The sequence below is a fragment of the Pseudoalteromonas arabiensis genome, from assembly GCF_001550155.1.
In the GTDB taxonomy this organism is placed as follows: Bacteria; Pseudomonadota; Gammaproteobacteria; order Enterobacterales; family Alteromonadaceae; genus Pseudoalteromonas; species Pseudoalteromonas arabiensis.
The window spans coordinates 224,810-242,158 of sequence record NZ_LRUF01000024.1 but is presented as its reverse complement, the minus strand read 5'-3'; the positions used below and the strand labels follow the sequence as shown (position 1 = coordinate 242,158).

Genomic DNA, 17,349 nt, shown 5'->3' with positions numbered 1-17,349 from the left:
GTATGCAAGAAAATGACGCACTCGACCATGGCGGTAGTCTTGTTGATTGCCTAGAGATTTTATGTCGTTATCATGATCGCGAATTTTCGAGAGAAACGCTATTGAGCGGCCTTCCTCTTGAAAATGGTTTGCTAAACCCCTCAGGGTTTTCACGGGCAGCGAAACGGATAGGCTTTAAAACCAAAGTTGTTCATAAAGCACTTTGCGATCTCAATGTGGCTTTATTACCCGCTGTATTAATCTTACAGAACAATCAAGCATGTGTTATCACTAAGCTGAACCTGACAGATAATACCGCACAAGTCATCTACCCAGAATTAAGTGATTCTGCCGTCACGATAAGCCTTGATGAATTGAATGAAACAAGTTCGGGTATGGTCATTTATGCACAACCTGAATTTGCCTTCGATGCACGCTCACCGGTACTGCAAAAGCTATCAAAAGATGGCTGGTTTTGGGGTGTAATAAAAGAATGCCGAACCCTTTATAAAGATGTCATTGTTTCCGCGATTGCACTTGGTGTACTTTCTATTGCTATGCCACTGTTTGTGATGAACGTCTACGACCGTGTTGTACCAAACCATGCGACAGAAACACTGTGGGTGTTAGCAATCGGTGTGCTGCTGGCTCTGACCGCAGATTTCATACTAAGATTAGTGCGCAGTTATTTTGTCGAGCTTGCTGCAAGTAGAATTGATGTAAAAGTGTCGGCGGTAATCATGGAGCGAGTTTTGGGTATGAAACTAAAGAATCGCCCTGCATCAGCCGGTTCCTTTGCGAGTAATATTCAGTCTTTCGAGGCCGTTCGCAGCTTTTTTAGCTCGATCACTTTAATTGCGCTCGTTGATCTTCCCTTCGTGCTTTTATTTCTTGTTGTTATTGCCATTATTGGGGTAGAGCTTAGCCTGCCAATTATCATCGGCGCAGTGCTTTTGCTGAGCTATGCATTAGCAGCACACAGAAAGCTTGAGAGCTTATCTGAGCAAACAATGAAAGCCAGTTCAATGCGAAATGCAGTCTTAGTAGAAAGTTTAACAAACATTGAAGATGTAAAAAGCTTTCACAGTGAATGTAAAACTCAATCTAATTGGGAAAAATCAACAATTTACATTGCTCGAGTTAATGCTCAAAGTCGTCTCATTTCATCTTCAATCAGCAATGCAGGCGCGTGGGTACAGCAATGTGTCGGTGTGGTGATCATGATGATCGGTGTGCATCTCATTATAGAAGGCGACTTAACTCAAGGCGGGCTAATTGCAGCCTATTTATTGTCGTCTCGAACTATGGCACCCATTAGCCAATCTGCGGCGGTACTTGCCCAGTTCCATCATGCAGCAATTGCTATGCATTCATTAAATGAAATAATGGAAAAAGAAGTCGAACGCCCCCCTGGTAAACACTGGCTAAGCCACCCTGTGTTACTCGGAGATATTGAGTTTAACGATGTGCGATTCAAATACTCAGATGAAAGCAATGAAGCGTTATGCGGTGTAAGTTTCAAAATAAAGGCAGGTGAAAAAGTCGCTATTTTAGGGCGTAATGGCTCAGGAAAAAGCACTGTAGAAAAACTTATTTTAGGTCTTTACGAACCCAATTCTGGATCAATTTTAATTGATAACAATGACATTCACCAAATTGACCCTGCAGAGCTTCGTCATAATATTGGGTATGTTCCCCAAACAATTTCACTATTCTTTGGTACCTTAAAAGACAATATAACGCTAAGTGCATGGCATGCAAAAGACGAGCAAATTTTATCTGCGTGCCAGCAAAGCCAGTTATTTGAGTTAATTAATTCACACCCTGACGGATTTGATATGCAAGTAGGTGAACAGGGTCGCCTACTCTCTGGTGGTCAACGCCAAGCGGTGGGGATCGCAAGAGCCTTGCTAAACAATCCACCCATTTTATTAATGGATGAGCCTACCTCAGCACTGGATCATAATAGTGAATCTAAGATCATTAATAACATAAAACGTAGCTGCCAAGAAAAGACTCTCATTGTTGTTACACATAGAACATCACTGCTAGAGCTTGTTGATCGGGTCATCGTATTAGATAACGGTAAAGTTGTAGCCGATGGACCTAAATCCCACGTTTTATCTGCTTTGTCGACTCATACGGTTGGAAAAGTATCATGAGTAAAAAAGACTTACCAATTGAACAACGCTCATTCGAACGTTTGAATAAAGCGATGGATAAGCAAAAAGCAAAGCGTCCATCTATATTTTCATATTTGTTTTCTCGTTGGTTATCACCGCCGAATACTCAAGATTGGGTTGTTGACGCGCAATGGGAGAAAATGCAACAACAGCCAGCCAGTGCCAGAGTATTATTGTATTTAATTTGCTTAACTATCGTCGCCTTACTTGTTTGGTCAGCATTTGCCCATTTAGATGAAGTTGCACGGGGTGAAGGCAGAGTGATCCCCTCTCATAAATTACAAGTTGTACAATCATACGACGGTGGCATGATAGAGCAAATTTTTGTTCGAGAAGGACAAATCGTCAATGCGGGTGATGTATTGGTGAAGATAGATCCAACTCGCTTTATCTCTTCATTTAGAGAAAACCAAGCAAAAATTTTATCTCTAACAGCGAAAGTTGAGCGACTTAAAGCGCTCACGAAAAAAAAGCCACTTGAGTTTACTCCCGACTTAATCGAAAAAGCGCCGGATGCCGTTGCACACGAACAGGCTATGTTTGAGAGCAGTAATCAAGAGCTGACACAACAAGTTACAATCCATAAGCGCCAACTAGAGCAGCGTCGCCAAGACTATGCCGAAGCGAGAGCCGCACTGCAACAACACACTAACTCTCTCAGTTTAGCGAACAGAGAACTTTCTGTGACACGGCCATTACTCCGTTCAGGTGCCGTATCTGATATCGATATAATTCGTTTGGAGCGCCAAGTTGTAGAGCACACAGGTGAGATAAACCGAACAAAAGCAGCAATAAACCGAAGCCTATCTGCCATCAACGAAGCAAAAAATAAAGTGACTGAAGTAGAGCTTGCGATGATCAACCGTTGGAGTAATGAGCTTTCAGAAGCACTTCTTCGCCTTGATGCCATTAAAGAAACAGAGTCAGGGCTGGCAGATAAGGTTACGCAAACGGAGATCCGCTCCCCCGTCAATGGGACCGTTCAACGCTTATTAGTAAATACAGTTGGCGGCATTTTACAACCTGGTAGTGATGCTGTGGAAATTATTCCCTTAGATGACCAGCTCGTTGTTGAAGCGAAAATCTTACCAAAAGATATTGCGTTTTTGCAGCCAGGACAAGAGGCTATGATCAAGTTCAGTGCTTATGACTTTGCCATTTATGGCGGCCTTGAAGCTCAGGTAACCCACATCAGTGCTGATACTATTACCGATGAAAGAGATAACACTTTTTATTTAGTGCAATTGAAAACGAACCGAAACCACTTTGCCGACAACCTAACGATTATCCCAGGCATGACAACTCAGGTCGATATTATTACCGGAAAAAAAACCGTGCTTGAGTATTTGTTTAAACCCATTTTAAGAGCAACCTCATTAGCCATGACCGAGAGGTAAACTATGAATGCCCTTCACGCCAGTGTAATGGAGTAACTATGCGCAGAAGTGTTTTTATCACACAAGATGAACTTGTATCTCCACATTGGCAATCTGCATTTGCTGACTGTAGCGTACAAACATCAGTGCCTAAACGGTTAATGGCTGATAGCCTAATTTGGCTACTTGCAGAGACACCTGATTGGCTCAATATTCTATCGAAACTCACTGAGCAAAGAATTCCTGTAATAGTGATGACAACAGAGCTTAACATTTCTCAGCTGTGTAAAGCCTTAGAGTGCGGTGCTCGTGGCTATATCGAAGCCTATGCCAGTAAAGCAATTATTGAGCAAGTTGCTGAAACAGTGAGTAAAGGAGGTATTTGGCTACCTGGGCAACTGTTATCAAACTTAGTTGGGGTGCTATCTAATCAGCAAATTCACTACCAACACAATTGCGATTTAACATGCCTAACAAATCGAGAAAAACAAGTCGTTGATGAAGTTGTCACGGGTGCAACAAATAAGCAGGTCGCACAAAAGTTAAATATCACAGAACGCACCGTAAAAGAACATATGAGTTCTATTTTCAATAAACTGCATGTGCGGGACCGCATGCAGTTAATGTTAGCGGTTAAAGGTCACTAATCTTTTTTACCTTCAACCGCCACAAGCCCATCAAAACCTAACCCCTTCAGTATCGTTTGATCACTTGGGCTTTTAACCCCTTCTGCCACCACTTTAATGCCTAAAGAGTGCGCAAGTGAACACACACCGCGAAGAAAACTTTGGTTATCTTCATTAAAGCTTATGTTATGGCAATAAACACTGTCTATTTTTATTAACTCTAAGCCAAGCTCTTGGATTTTATTTAATTTAGTAAACTCAGCCCCCACACGCTTAAGCGCGACTTTAGCGCCTATACTATGAACTTGTGAACAAAAGCTTCGAAACAAGGCAAACTCTTTAATTGCGAAATTTGCTCGCACCTCAAAGCATATACGCTTAGCAAGTGCAGGATACGCAGATAACCCTGTTAAAATGGACGCCACCGCCATATCATCTTGTAAAGTTTCAGCTGAAACTTCCATTCCTAAAAGCGTATCCCCTTGAATCTGGCCATACTCGTTAATCATTAGTTTCATTAAACTCCAATCAAGGCGAGCTAATAAATGCAAACGCTGCGCCCATTGGAAGTAAAAGCCAAAGCGATATTTTTCACCTTCAATTAATACACTTAAAGAAATTTGCTGCTGTATTAAGCGCTCATCAAAGGTTGTTACGGGGAATAACGCGATTTCTAATTGATTTTCTTTCAGCGCAAATTCTAATCTTTCTCGCCAAGTATCAATATCATTATGATTGTCTTGCGTTTGTTGTTTTTCATCTACATAAACACTGCAACCCGGTTTTGCTACGGCAACCTTCAAGCACTGATCGACTCGTTTTAAAAGCGTGGCACGGGTGTCATCAACTTCAATGTGTGTACAACTGTGTGATACCGCAAGCGCTACTGATTTATGCTCTGCAACAAGTTGCTCATGAGACTTTAAAATCTGCTCGCTCAAGGCTGCGAGATTACTCACATCGCTAAATAACACTAAAAAATCGACATGGGACATACGTGCAATTTGGCTTTGCCTAAAGCTATCTTCATTCGATTCTAAAAAAGAGACTAATGATTCTGAAAAACGACGTAAAAAGTCCACCATTTCAACGCGGCCAACTTCTTCTGTTAATGCATCCAAATTTATCACTCTGAATAAAAAGAGCCCCCCATGCCCTTGTGAGTTTTCTAAAAAGGTATCAAGAGTTGCATTAAAGTACTCTCGATTAGCAAGGCCTGTTAAGTCATCGTGTTGACTTTTAAAACGAATTTCTTCTAAGCGACGATTATCTTCTTTAGTAATGCGATTAAAACGTGTCGACAACAAATTCATTGATGACACAAGCTTAGCAAACTCATAGGTGCGCGGTACTTTTGACTTTATAAAGCGTTTTTCACTTAATGCCACCGCTTGTTTCATTACATCATTGAGTGGACTCAGAATTTTAGATAGAAAATAAGCCCCTGCAATACAAGCCGCCACTGCAACAACTAAAAAGCTAAAGAATAAATGGACAGCACTTTGCCACAGTGCATCTTGCGTATACTGGCTATGGCTTTCAACATACAAGGTACCAAATTGTTGCCAGCCATCACTCACTTGAGCAACGCCCGGCGTAACCTCTAACTTATAAAAATGCCTAAACCAACTCGGTGCGTTTAAAGTAAGCTCACCCGTATAAAGGCGTTTAATTATTGTTTTACCATGTGGGTCTTGTAGCTCAATTCGATGGTAATAACCAGTATCAAATGAGGCAGAGACTAAAAGCTCTATTTCAACAGGGTCTTTACTCATTTGACTCAACATCAAGGCGAGTGAGTTAGCATTATCTATATTTTTCATTCGCAACTCAGTCGTAAAGTACTCTTTTGCAGAATTAGTACTGATCAATAAACTACTCACAAAACCAATAATGATTAGTAGCAAAATAGCAATCCATAGCTCTTGCTTTAAGGTAATGGTTTTATTTCGTTTGAGTCTGAATAAATTAAATACCTTCACCATCGCACTCCTTCTTTGCGTGATTGCTCTAATATATGACGCCACCGTGATAGCCTAGCAGTCGGATCGGCCACACTCTTTGTTGAATTATTGGCCCACAAGCCTTTGCTGTTAAAGCTAAAAACAGGGCTAAGATCGGTCCGCTTAGCAGCAGGCAGTACCTTAACAATTAAACTGTCTAAAATAAGTGGTTGTGCATTCGGGTGTGTAAAGTAGCCAAGCACCATGTGCGCTTGTGTTTTTCGCGTACCAGCTAGTTGAGCTTTTACATAGATAAGCCGTAATTTATCGTCACTCACTCCAAGTGCTCTTAGGCTTATATACTTGGCAATTGCGTAATCTTCACAATCACCTAGCCCTTTTCCAAGCGTTTCAAGAGGGGTCGCCCAATAGTCTTCTTGCTTCCATAATTGAATATCAGTTTGATAACGCAGACTACGGGCAAAAAACTCGTTAACAACAAGTACCTGTTGTTGTTCGGGTAAATTAGAAGCCTGCTGTAACATCCCTTGCCACTGCCTTGCAACAGTGACCCTATTGGCACCGAAACGCTGCTGCATCTGTTGAATAAAAGTGGTAAATTCAATAACTAAGCGATCAGCTATTGCAGAGTGACTTAAACATAGAATAATGACAACGGTTAACCAGCAGGCATGAGTTCGCCAAGTTTGATTTAAGGCAATCGCATATGCTCTAAACAGCATAGACAATTCCTAAAAGGAGAAAAGCTTGGTTAAAATGATATGTTAATGCCATTATGCTTTTGTTAAAACTAACAGTCTTAAAAGCATAGCACCCAAGCTGCAACTATGAGAATTTAGTACTTAATAATAAGTCACTTTTTTTACTTCACGCGGTTTAATTTCACCAATATATAAGTCATGTACTCGTTTCATGTCCAGTTGTAACTCCGTGGCGTAAGTGTCGCCCACCGCATACGTTTTAATGACCTGAGCACCTTTGATAACACCCTGCACTTTGCTTTGTAGCTGATCGTTATGTGCAATGCTGTTTTGTACCGTCGTCCCTGCGGAAATCTTTTGCCCATAAACCTGTTCAGCTAACTCACGATATGCTTCAAGTTTTGAGGCTTTAATCGCAAGTAAAGTTCGTTGTGATTTGTTATCACTTGGTTGAGCACTAATGGGTGCATAACCAACAGCTTTTAAAATCGGGTAGTCATCAGGCTCGATATAAGTGTACTCGACGTGTTTATCAAAAATACTACTGCAACCACTTAGTGCAATACAGGCTGCTAGGCCACAAACTAACATTGCTCGCATAACTTGTTTCCGTTAAAAACTCATTTTCTACAAATATGCACGTTTAGTGCCAATCTGGTACATTACTTGCTCAGTACTTGGTATCAATGAACAGTGTCGCTAGGTATTTGCATGAAGTGTCTATTAAAAACGAGTTTATACAGCATGGGGCTGGCCTTTACTCTTGTTTTTTCTAACAATAGTTTAGCTCAATGGTTTGAATCTACAGGCCATGCAGCGATTAAAGATGGTGATACAAGTCAGGCCAAATCTGCCGCAATGAAAGATGCGATAACCCAAGCATTAGTGTTTTCTGGGGCGCGTGTTAGCTCTGTACAAACCCTGGTAGACGGAGTTTTGACGCAAGATCAGCTTAAAATTAGTAGCCATGGTGAGATCCAAAAAATAGAGCTTATTAGCGAAGATCGTCATAACGATACCTATGCAATTACACTTCGCTTAGATATTTTTCCAGAAGCTGAAGAATGCCCTGCAAATAAGTATGCTAAATTCATCGCAATAACACAAAGTCAGTTGGCCAACAGAGAGCAAGCGAGAATGGGCCAAATTTTTGACGTCAATAAAGCCATTAGTGAACAGCTTTATACTCGCTTGAGTAATACGCAAATGGCCGCAAAACCGACAGCCTATTACAATGTGCCGTTGCGCGTGGATCATTTTTTCACCCAACAGTATGACTACAGCGATGCATTACTCGAAGAGATAACCAGTCGTAGTAACTCACAATATGTATTACTCAGTCGTATCCGCGATTTATCGGTAAACCGTAAACTCAATAACGATTATGCATTTTGGCAAGATGATAGCTTTAAGCGTGCTTACAAAGCCGATTATGTTTTATTTGATGGCACCACTTACGAAAAGCTATGGCAGAAAAGTTACCAAACTGAGGGAATTTGGCCATACAAAAAAACCGACATCATTGATGTGTATAGCGACCGCTTTTGGGAAACCGATTATGGTCAAGCCATCAGTGAGGTAAACCAAACCCTCACTTATGACTTGCAAGCAGCTATGGCTTGTTTACCTACACAAGGCAAAATTTTGCATATTGAAAATGGCAAATTAATAATCAACCTAGGTAAAGCGCATGGTTTACAGCAAGGGGAGTTATTAAATATTGCTCATCACAACTACATGACAGATGCGCAAGGTAATAAACTGCCACATAAGATCACCACCCTTAATCAAGTGAAAATTACCCAACTCTATCAGCAGTCGGCTGTTGCCATGAGTATTGATGAGCAGCCATTACCTAACATTCAAATAAACGATATTGTTGAATTAGCTGCTGGCGAGTAAATGTTGCTGTAACCCTTTATGAGCATTTAGCCAAGCGGCTAATTGCTCTACTCCCGCAATATGTGGGTAATGCTTACGGGTTGCAATAACAACTTGCCGTTGTTGATTAGGTGTTATGGCCACATAATTAATTCCCTCTCGTGTTGTGCAAGCAAGTTTGGGAACAAATGTAATACCATCATCCATCGCGACCAAAGCAAGTAGGGTTTCGATACTATTGCCCTTGTATTGGTTTGAGACTTCAACCCCTGCCGAAAAGCAAAATTGCTCGGCTTGTTCTTTAAAGCAATGCCCTTCGTTTAACATAAGTAAGTCACAATCACTTAGCTGAGTAAGTGCAACTTTCTCTTTATTAGCTAATGCATGCTGCTCAGATACAGCCACTAAAAAGTCTTCTTTGTATAATGCTGATACATGGTAATTAGCGAGGTCTGGCACATCAGCGACAATTGCAATATCGATTTCTCCGTTATCAAGGGCGATAAGTGTTTGCGCGGTTTGCATTTCAATAAATGAAAAATGAGTTTCGTTAAAGGCTTGCTTCATTGATGTGAGCAAGGTTGGCAATAAGTAAGGTGCAATAGTGGGAATAATACCTACGTTTATTTTACCTTTAAGGGGATCATGCGAGCTTGCGGCAATTTCCTTTAATACTTGGGTTTGCTCAAGGATTGCGTTAATTTGTTCAAGTAACCGTTGACCTTGTACAGTCACTGTCACTTGTTTAGTGGAGCGATCAAAAATAGTTACCCCAAGCTCTTGTTCAAGCTTTTTAACTTGACCACTCAAGGTTGGTTGGCTCACATAACAGGCATCAGCAGCCTTTCGAAAGTGCTTAAACTGAGCCACCGCTTTTACATATTCCAAGTCTTTTAAGTTCATAGTACTCACCAACAATCAATAGCTTTTAACTATCATAGTAATAAAAACAAACGATTGGAACTATTACCTGTATAACCCCATAATAACACTCAACTAATCAAGAGGAATTAAACTATGTTAAACAATATTGAAGGTCAAAAAGTCCCTAACGTTACATTCGCAACACGCATTGATGAACAATGGCAATCACTAACCAGTGATGATATTTTCAAAGGTAAAACTGTTGTACTGTTTGCATTACCTGGCGCATTTACACCAACTTGTTCATCAACACACTTACCACGTTATAACGAACTTGCGCCGGTATTTAAGCAAAATGGTGTCGATGACATCGTTTGTATTTCGGTTAACGATACTTTTGTTATGAACGCATGGGCACAAAATCAAGAAGCGCAAAATATCACGCTACTACCCGATGGTAACGGCGAATTCACCGATGGCATGGGCATGCTAGTCGATAAAAATGACTTAGGCTTTGGCAAACGTAGCTGGCGGTATTCTATGTTAGTAAAAGACGGCGTTATCGAAAAAATGTTTATTGAGCCACAAAAGCCAGGTGACCCATTTGAAGTCTCTGATGCTGATACCATGCTTGAGTACATTAACCCAGCGCAAGTAAAACCAAAACCTGTTAGTCTTTTTACCAAGCCTAACTGCCCATATTGCACAAAGGCAAAAGCATTGTTAGAAAGTAAAGGTTATGTGTATGAAGAAATTATTTTAGGAAGAGACGCTTCACTTACCAGCTTAAAAGCAATGTCTGGCCGCGAAACGGTACCACAAGTATTTATCGGTGGAGAGCACATTGGTGGCTCTGATGATTTAGAGAAACACTTCGCATAAGCAAACTGACACTAAGAGGGCTAACATATAGCTCTCTTAGTGCTCCACAAACCACCTTAAAACGCCTTTAGCACCAAGCATATTCAACATTACTCCCATTTATATTCAATATACCTACATTTTTATTACTTGTTTATTACATAAATTCCAGAATAAATCTAAAATAGCCACCAGCTACATTCACAGTCTTTGTGATGAAATTAAAAATGAACTAAATGGAACATATAAATGAATAAACTAATGCTAGGATTTCTACTTTCCTTAGTGGGGTTTAGCGGCTATGCACAAGCTGAATCAGTCGGTGCCATTGACCTACTTACCCACCCTGTCGGCATCATCTGTGTCGTTATTTTTATCTTTGCCTATGTATTAGTTATTCTTGAAGAAAAAATCCATTTACGTAAATCAAAACCCGTGCTTGTCGCGGCAGGGATTATTTGGACACTCATTGCCTGGCAGTACAGCGCGCAAAATATGTCTGAGTTAAGTACCGATGCATTTCGTCATGCTTTACTCGAATTCTCTGAGTTAATGCTATTTTTATTAGTCGCGATGACTTATATCAATGCACTTGAAGAGCGAAGATTATTCGATAGCCTACGTAGTTGGCTAGTAGTGCGAGGCTTTAGCTATAAACAACTATTTTGGATAAGTGGCGTAATGGCCTTTTGTATCTCTCCTGTGGCAGATAACTTAACAACCGCTTTGCTTTTATGTGCCGTGGTTATGAAGGTAGCCGCCGATGATAATCGCTTTATTGCTATGTCGTGTATTAATATCGTGATTGCTGCTAATGCTGGCGGTGCGTTTAGTCCCTTTGGCGATATTACCACCTTGATGGTTTGGCAGGCTGATGTCATAGAATTCACTGGATTTTTTGTATTATTTTTACCAGCATTAGTTAGCTATATTATTCCCGCGTTTGTCATGTCTTTCTTCATTAATAATAAACACCCTAAAACAGTGGATGATGAGGTTGAACTTAAGCGCGGTGCTATCCGCATTTTATGCTTATTTTTACTAACTATTTTAACTGCTGTCGTCCTAAAAACAGCCTTTGGCTTGCCGCCTGTTGTAGGTATGATGATGGGCCTTGGTTACTTACAATTTTTTGGTTATTTTCTTCGTGTTACTCTACCAGGCTCCCTTGCCAGAAAGCGTGCCATGGCTGAACGAGAAGGCGACAAAGAACGCCTCAGTCGCTTAGGTAATGTTGTTCCTTTTGATGTATTTAGTCGCGTATCTCGTGCCGAGTGGGATACCTTATTATTCTTCTATGGCATCGTTATCTGTGTAGGTGGTTTAGGCTTTATAGGTTATTTAGCACTCTTGTCTGACCTACTTTACACAAACTGGTCAGCAACAGGGGCAAATATCATCTTAGGGTTAATGTCTGCTGTTGTTGATAATATTCCTGTTATGTTTGCTGTGCTGCAAATGATGCCAGACATGTCTCATGGGCAATGGCTTTTAATTACCCTCACAGCAGGCATTGGCGGTAGTTTATTGTCTATTGGCTCTGCTGCGGGTGTTGCATTAATGGGCCAAGCAAGAGGTATTTACACCTTTAACAGTCATTTAAAATGGTCTCCGGTGATATTACTTGGCTACTTTGCTGGGGTTTTCACCCATTTATATTTAAACACGTCTTACTTTAACTAAGTTAACCAAGCCCTAAGCTACATGCCTAGGGCTTGTCTTAAAAACGAATAACAGCCGCGTTTACAGATTTATCCGCCTATAGATTACCATGTCGTAATTTGTCATGTTTTTGTCGTTAAAAAAATGCGCACAGGAAAAGCGGGGACCGACGGCGTACAAGGGGCGTTTGATACCTTATTCAAACCCAATGTTCATATCAAAATCATCATTGAACCATGGCGTACTGGTGCATTAGAAAGAGTAACAAACTAAGCCGGTTACTTTAAAGCTATTCAAGCTGTTGATACTGCTTGAATAGTTTAAAGCCATACCACCATCAGGTTTCTCAGTAAATATAACGACAAACTAAGCGAGTTGCCTACATTCAGTTTGATCATTCTTTACCGAGATGCTACACGGTTTTTTTTGGTTTGTTTTTAACCAAGCTCGGTGTTACTCTAATCGAAACGGATTTTAACTTATTGATAAATGGAATTATCGCATGACTCTCCAATTAGCAGACTATGAAATTAATATACGCTCATTTCACCCAGAGAAAACATTCGGCTGGTCAGGCCTCATGTTTGAAGGTGACAATCGGGGATTTTCTCTAAAACCTAGTGGTGTAAAACCAATAACATCTAGGATTTGGCATAGGTTATCTCTTTCTACATCAAAAGGAAAAATACTCACTAATAATACGGTTTCAGACCCATCAAAAGCACCTTGGGAGAGAGCAAAAAGAGTATATAATGGTGAATTAGCGCCAAAAGGACGCACTTTTCTTAAAAACAGAGCTTTTCCCAATAAACACATTTATCAATATAGGATGGAAGGTCAATATGGTGGCGTTAATCATGCTATGCCAGGTTCTCCTGAGATACAAGAAGCTTTAGGTTTCTCCTATGTTCCTACCTTAAATGTTAAATACAAAATTGTTATAGATATTGATAGACAAAATGGTCACATGGACATTGTTACTTATATTACTGGCGATGGTTTTCCTAATTGTGAGGCGTTTATAGTCGGCCCTGGTGGGCAGGCGGTTTCACTGGGGGTACACGTTAGAAAAGGAGCGGCACCTGTGAGTTTATCTTTAAATGCTGACTATCCAATGATAGCAAGCGCAATACGATTACCCCTCAATAACAATGGTAGTTTTAAAGGAACTGTAGGTGATGAGCTTTTTAGACAAACCAATAAACAACCAAAACTAAAGTTCCAAAAAATAACTTCTTGGAATCAACGCTTTACATCCATCCCTGCCAACAGTGGTCACTGTATGTTACTCGAAAAAGCAAGTTTAAAATATTGCTTTGATGGTTTACTAAAATAAAGGTAACTCAATGGAAAATTCCTTCAATACTCATTTTTTTAAAATACTGCTAGTCGGGTTCATGATCACGTTTTTATCAGCCTGCACAGAAGTACAAAAAAGAGAGCCTGCAATTTACCTAATACCTGATGGATACGTAGGGTCTTTATATATTGTATTCAACGCACCAAATGGTAAACCTCCCAAATACGAGGGTAATTCAAGGGTGTATCATATTCCTCCATCAGGTGTGCTTGTAACACAAATGGATGCCAATGAAGGTTGGAGTGAAAGCAGTGAAATTAAGTACTTCTCTGTGAGTAAGTCCGGTAAGCGAACTCCTATATATGAATCGTCAGAAAATACACCAAAAACTGAACGAACCGTTTATGTCGGTGGCTTAGGGCATTCAGGTCCAATATACGGCTGTACAGTCATAAATAAAAACTTTACGGTTGGTACAGATGCTGAGCAAAGAAATACCAAAAAATTACTCACGATTTTTGAAGCGATCAAAGTAAAAAATATTGATAAAAAACTATTTGAAGGCATGTGTTAAGGCTTGCTCATTGTAATTTCTATGGAGCTCTACAACTTCAAAAGGTAACTCAATGAAGTTTCTCAAAATATCGCTTACAGGTTTAATAATCGCATTACTCTCAGCTTGCACAGAAGTAAAAGAAAGAGAGCCTGCAATTTACCTGATACCAGAAGAATAAGTAGGGTCTTTATATATTGTATTCAACGCACCAAATGGTAAACCTCCCAAATACGAGGGTAATTCAAGGGTGTATCATATTCCTCCATCAGGTGTGCTTGTAACACAAATGGATGCCAATGAAGGTTGGAGTGAAAGCAGTGAAATTAAGTACTTCTCTGTGAGTCAATCAGGTAAACGAGCTCCCATAAGCACTGTTTCAGAGGATCCCCCTGATAATACAAGAGCTATATATTCTGGTGGCTTAGGTGAAGCAGGCCCCATTTTTGGTTGTACGGTGATTAATAAGAAGTTTACGATCGGCACGAAATCACAGAGAACTGACTTACCTAAGTTACTCACGATTTTTGAAGCGATCAAAGTTAAAAATATTGATAAAAAGCTATTCGAAGGTATGTGTTAGGCTTATTTATTGCCATTTTTTCTGAGCTTTGATTTTACTCTAATGGCCTGCAAAGAAAGGCTACAGGAATGTAACCTATTGATTTTATTGGTAGCCCCTACAGGAATCGAACCTGTAACTGCCCCTTAGGAGGGGGCCGTTATATCCATTTAACTAAGAGGCCACTTAGCTAAGAAAATTATAACGGGCTAACCCTTTTATAATCAAGCCTTTAGTTTTGGCTAATTTTATTTGATACTGGCGGTTTGAATTGATTCATTTTGTAGCACAAAATAAGGGATGACCTTTTGTGCGCTTGCAGTGACTTGTTTTGAATTTAAGTTTATCACTCTGGCATTCACTTCTACGCCGGTGTTACGGTAGATCAAGGTGCCCGAAAGTACATGGCTGGCAATTTGACGCTCTGCTAGCTCTTCCACTTTACGTGTCATGACAAAATCGCCACGAGGAGTCACTTTAATCACATCCATCGCTTTGAAATCAACCACACCAAAGCCGAACTTTTGTAACTGATACATCATTGATTCTGCAATCTGGTTACCAAGCTGAGAGCTTGTATCAAGGCTGGCATCTAATTCAACGAATGTGGTAATTGCGATACCAAGCTCGGCCTCTTGTTGCATTGTATCAACTAACTCTAACGCCATTTGCTCAACATAGTTAACCAGTGTTTTATGATGTTGATACGGCACGAATAGTCTATCGTTCGTATTGACTTGCTGCGCTTGATTTTGTTGCTCTTGCAATAAAGCAGCATAATCTATTTGCGTTGTTGAAGTATTCGCTTTTGGCTCTGGCTGTGGCTGCTGTGCAAGCATTTCACAACCTGTTAGGGCTAAGCATAAAGCGATTGAAAGAAAACGTTTCATAATTTACTCACTTGCCTGCTTTAGCATAATACCGTCACTACGGTTAGTACTGTCGAGTGCATCAACAACCGACTGTGGAATAAACCCTTGAGCAGAGCCAACGACCGCTTTACTGGTAATGCCAACAATACGCGCATTCACAAGCACACCACCTTGGTGATTAACTAAAGTGCCTGCCAGTACATAATTAAAGTTTTGCTGCTGGCTTAATTCTAAATAGTCTCGACTAAACACGAAGTCACCTGTGGGGGTAACACGCATATAATCTGTTGTTTTAAAGTCGATAACTGGCACGCCAAAGGTATGTAATTCGTGCATAAAGCTTTCGGCAATTTGATTACCAAGTAATGAACCTGCATTGTAATCAGCGTCTAGGTATATAAAGCTAGACACCGCAAGTGGTGTTTTATCGTTAACGTATTGCAGGTTTTCAACCATATCCTGCATGATGCCTCGAACATAGTGATTAATGTTCTTTCGTGTTGGCGCTGCAGTAAATGTACTGTCGTTCATTACCACTTGGTTGCTTTGAAATACGCTTGTGCTTGTTTGCGGCGCAGCAACTTCACGCTGTGCGCTAACAAGCTGAGGCTCATCACTGTATGTTTTTTCGTTATCCGCTGTCAGCATCGAAGAACAACCAAAGCCTAAAGGAAGGCATAAACTTAAAAATAAACGTTTCATTGATAATTCCTCTTAATATTCACTACGGTATAGCTGACCATCACGCTGCTGCACTTTCTCATTTCCCCACATAACATTAATAGGAATTTCAGTACTGGCAGCCGACACTATTCGCTGATCTTTTGTATTAACTAGGCGCGCATTAACTATGTAGGCATGTTGTTGCCGTGTTAATGTGCCTGTGATGACAAAGTCAATATTCTGACGTTGACGTAACTTACTCACATCACGACTTAATATACTATCGGCCGTAGGCTGTAAATTTAAAGTATTTTCTAAACGGTATTCAATGGTATGAAAACCCAGTTGTGTGAACTGAGTCATTAAACTCTCTTGGATTTGTTGGCTCAAGCCATTGCCTTGATTGCTTGCCAAGCGAGTACCTAAGCCATCAGCCATATAAAAACTGGTTACAGCAATACGAGCATTGCCTTTGTAAGAGCCTTGAATGCGGCTTAATTGACTGCTTAAATCTGCAACATATTGATTAACAGTGTAGGCTGCCATGCGAGCTGTAGGCGCATCGGTTGATACAACTGGTTTTGTCTCTTCTGTGAGACTACAACCAGTCAGTATAAAAAATATAAAACAATGTAAAAGTCGCATAATTGCCACCCTCTATGAACATAGCAATGTACAAGCAAGGATTATGCCTAATAATATTTACATGCCTGAAAAGGGTTTATTGGTGTATTGGGTGACAAGGCAATTGACTTCTTTTTGCTTTAATAACTGGCAATCCTTTTCAGCCATTTGCTTCTCTTTATAAGCGCCTATTTTCAATCGGTGATAAACCACATTGTTAACTTCAACAGCCTCAACGTTAACCGCAAATTGACCTGTAAACATACTTGGGGCTTTACTTTTTAACTCTTCTAAACTTCGCGTTAATCGCGCTGTTTCTGTGACAGAGGCAACTTGTAATGCAAATAATGGCTGCTCGGTATAAGCATTACTCTTAACATCAACAGGTTCAACAACTTGTTCACTAACGGGTGAGCTTTTAGCTTGGTTTTCTGTTTGCGACTTGGCAAGATCATTTAGTTGGGTAATTAGTAGATTTAGATCATTTTCAATTGCGATAAGGCGATCAATGCTAGGTTTAGCTTGTTGCCACTGCGCTGCACTTTCTTTTAAGCTATCGAGTTCTTGTTGAGTAATTTGCACACTATTTTGCGGTGTGGAAGAGTGTTTGCTATTTGTTGATTGACACGCAGATGCCAGTAAACAAAGTAAAACAACACTAAAATGACGCTTTAACAT

At 40.3% G+C, this 17,349-nt stretch carries 18 protein-coding genes and 1 tRNA gene; 10 read left to right on the top strand and 9 right to left on the bottom strand.

Features of this window, described 5'->3' with window-relative positions; genetic code table 11:
• The first annotated feature begins 2 nt into the window (after positions 1-2).
• Genes PAARA_RS14310 through PAARA_RS14300 form a run of 3 tightly spaced genes read left to right on the top strand, consistent with a single transcriptional unit; the run spans position 3 to position 4,185 of the window.
• Positions 3-2,141: a type I secretion system permease/ATPase gene (locus tag PAARA_RS14310; RefSeq protein ID WP_062569696.1), complete on the top strand. Its 2,139-nt coding sequence runs from the start codon at positions 3-5 to the stop codon at positions 2,139-2,141.
• Positions 2,138-3,559, top strand: a complete 1,422-nt coding sequence (locus tag PAARA_RS14305) for an HlyD family type I secretion periplasmic adaptor subunit (protein ID WP_062569695.1) — start codon at positions 2,138-2,140, stop codon at positions 3,557-3,559. The genes PAARA_RS14310 and PAARA_RS14305 overlap by 4 nt, the downstream gene beginning before the upstream one ends.
• Before the next feature lie 38 nt (positions 3,560-3,597).
• Positions 3,598-4,185, top strand: coding sequence for a response regulator transcription factor (locus tag PAARA_RS14300; protein ID WP_062569694.1), 588 nt, complete (start codon positions 3,598-3,600; stop codon positions 4,183-4,185).
• On the opposite strand, the gene PAARA_RS14295 is transcribed toward PAARA_RS14300, so the two are convergent.
• From PAARA_RS14295 to PAARA_RS14285, 3 genes are all read right to left on the bottom strand, one after another.
• Positions 4,182-6,149, bottom strand: coding sequence for a bifunctional diguanylate cyclase/phosphodiesterase (locus PAARA_RS14295; protein ID WP_062569693.1), 1,968 nt, complete (start codon positions 6,147-6,149; stop codon positions 4,182-4,184). The genes PAARA_RS14300 and PAARA_RS14295 overlap by 4 nt on opposite strands.
• A complete protein-coding gene (locus PAARA_RS14290; RefSeq protein WP_083515329.1) occupies positions 6,143-6,850 on the bottom strand; it encodes a transglutaminase-like cysteine peptidase in 708 nt (235 codons plus the stop codon). The genes PAARA_RS14295 and PAARA_RS14290 overlap by 7 nt, the downstream gene beginning before the upstream one ends.
• A gap of 120 nt (positions 6,851-6,970) precedes the next feature.
• Positions 6,971-7,429: an LPP20 family lipoprotein gene (locus PAARA_RS14285; protein ID WP_062569692.1), complete on the bottom strand. Its 459-nt coding sequence runs from the start codon at positions 7,427-7,429 to the stop codon at positions 6,971-6,973.
• A 111-nt stretch (positions 7,430-7,540) separates the two neighbouring features.
• On the opposite strand from PAARA_RS14285, the gene PAARA_RS14280 reads away from it, so the two are divergent.
• Positions 7,541-8,731 carry a flagellar assembly protein FlgT gene (locus PAARA_RS14280; protein ID WP_062569691.1) on the top strand — a complete coding sequence of 397 codons (1,191 nt, stop codon included), beginning with the start codon at positions 7,541-7,543 and terminating at the stop codon, positions 8,729-8,731.
• On the opposite strand, the gene PAARA_RS14275 is transcribed toward PAARA_RS14280, so the two are convergent.
• Positions 8,714-9,613, bottom strand: coding sequence for a LysR substrate-binding domain-containing protein (locus PAARA_RS14275; RefSeq protein WP_062569690.1), 900 nt, complete (start codon positions 9,611-9,613; stop codon positions 8,714-8,716). The genes PAARA_RS14280 and PAARA_RS14275 overlap by 18 nt on opposite strands.
• A gap of 114 nt (positions 9,614-9,727) precedes the next feature.
• Here PAARA_RS14275 and PAARA_RS14270 point away from each other — a divergent pair, with 114 nt between their 5' ends.
• From PAARA_RS14270 to PAARA_RS14250, 6 genes are all read left to right on the top strand, one after another.
• Positions 9,728-10,456 (top strand): glutathione peroxidase, encoded by a 729-nt coding sequence (locus PAARA_RS14270; RefSeq protein ID WP_062569689.1) that lies wholly within the window; start codon positions 9,728-9,730, stop codon positions 10,454-10,456.
• 228 nt (positions 10,457-10,684) lie between these two features.
• Positions 10,685-12,118, top strand: a complete 1,434-nt coding sequence (gene nhaD, locus PAARA_RS14265; protein WP_083515328.1) for a sodium:proton antiporter NhaD — start codon at positions 10,685-10,687, stop codon at positions 12,116-12,118.
• Between the two features lie 123 nt (positions 12,119-12,241).
• Entirely contained in the window at positions 12,242-12,370 is a 129-nt protein-coding gene (locus PAARA_RS20910; protein ID WP_276325283.1) for a hypothetical protein, read from the top strand.
• A gap of 229 nt (positions 12,371-12,599) precedes the next feature.
• A complete protein-coding gene (locus PAARA_RS14260) occupies positions 12,600-13,433 on the top strand; it encodes a hypothetical protein (RefSeq protein WP_062569688.1) in 834 nt (277 codons plus the stop codon).
• Positions 13,434-13,443: 10 nt separating this feature from the next.
• Entirely contained in the window at positions 13,444-13,971 is a 528-nt protein-coding gene (locus PAARA_RS14255; RefSeq protein ID WP_062569687.1) for a DUF6843 domain-containing protein, read from the top strand.
• 175 nt (positions 13,972-14,146) lie between these two features.
• Positions 14,147-14,533, top strand: coding sequence for a DUF6843 domain-containing protein (locus PAARA_RS14250; RefSeq protein WP_338053569.1), 387 nt, complete (start codon positions 14,147-14,149; stop codon positions 14,531-14,533).
• Between the two features lie 88 nt (positions 14,534-14,621).
• Here PAARA_RS14250 and PAARA_RS14245 read toward each other — a convergent pair.
• The 5 genes from PAARA_RS14245 to PAARA_RS14225 form a co-directional block, all read right to left on the bottom strand.
• Positions 14,622-14,696: transfer RNA gene (locus PAARA_RS14245), tRNA-Arg, on the bottom strand.
• A 64-nt stretch (positions 14,697-14,760) separates the two neighbouring features.
• Positions 14,761-15,402 carry a FlgO family outer membrane protein gene (locus PAARA_RS14240; RefSeq protein WP_062569685.1) on the bottom strand — a complete coding sequence of 214 codons (642 nt, stop codon included), beginning with the start codon at positions 15,400-15,402 and terminating at the stop codon, positions 14,761-14,763.
• Positions 15,403-15,405: 3 nt separating this feature from the next.
• Positions 15,406-16,086, bottom strand: a complete 681-nt coding sequence (locus PAARA_RS14235; protein ID WP_062569684.1) for a FlgO family outer membrane protein — start codon at positions 16,084-16,086, stop codon at positions 15,406-15,408.
• Positions 16,087-16,098: 12 nt separating this feature from the next.
• The gene (locus PAARA_RS14230) at positions 16,099-16,692 is read right to left on the bottom strand and encodes a FlgO family outer membrane protein (RefSeq protein ID WP_062569683.1); all 594 of its coding nucleotides are present in this window, start codon (positions 16,690-16,692) and stop codon (positions 16,099-16,101) included.
• Between the two features lie 57 nt (positions 16,693-16,749).
• Positions 16,750-17,349: an SPOR domain-containing protein gene (locus PAARA_RS14225; protein WP_062569682.1), complete on the bottom strand. Its 600-nt coding sequence runs from the start codon at positions 17,347-17,349 to the stop codon at positions 16,750-16,752.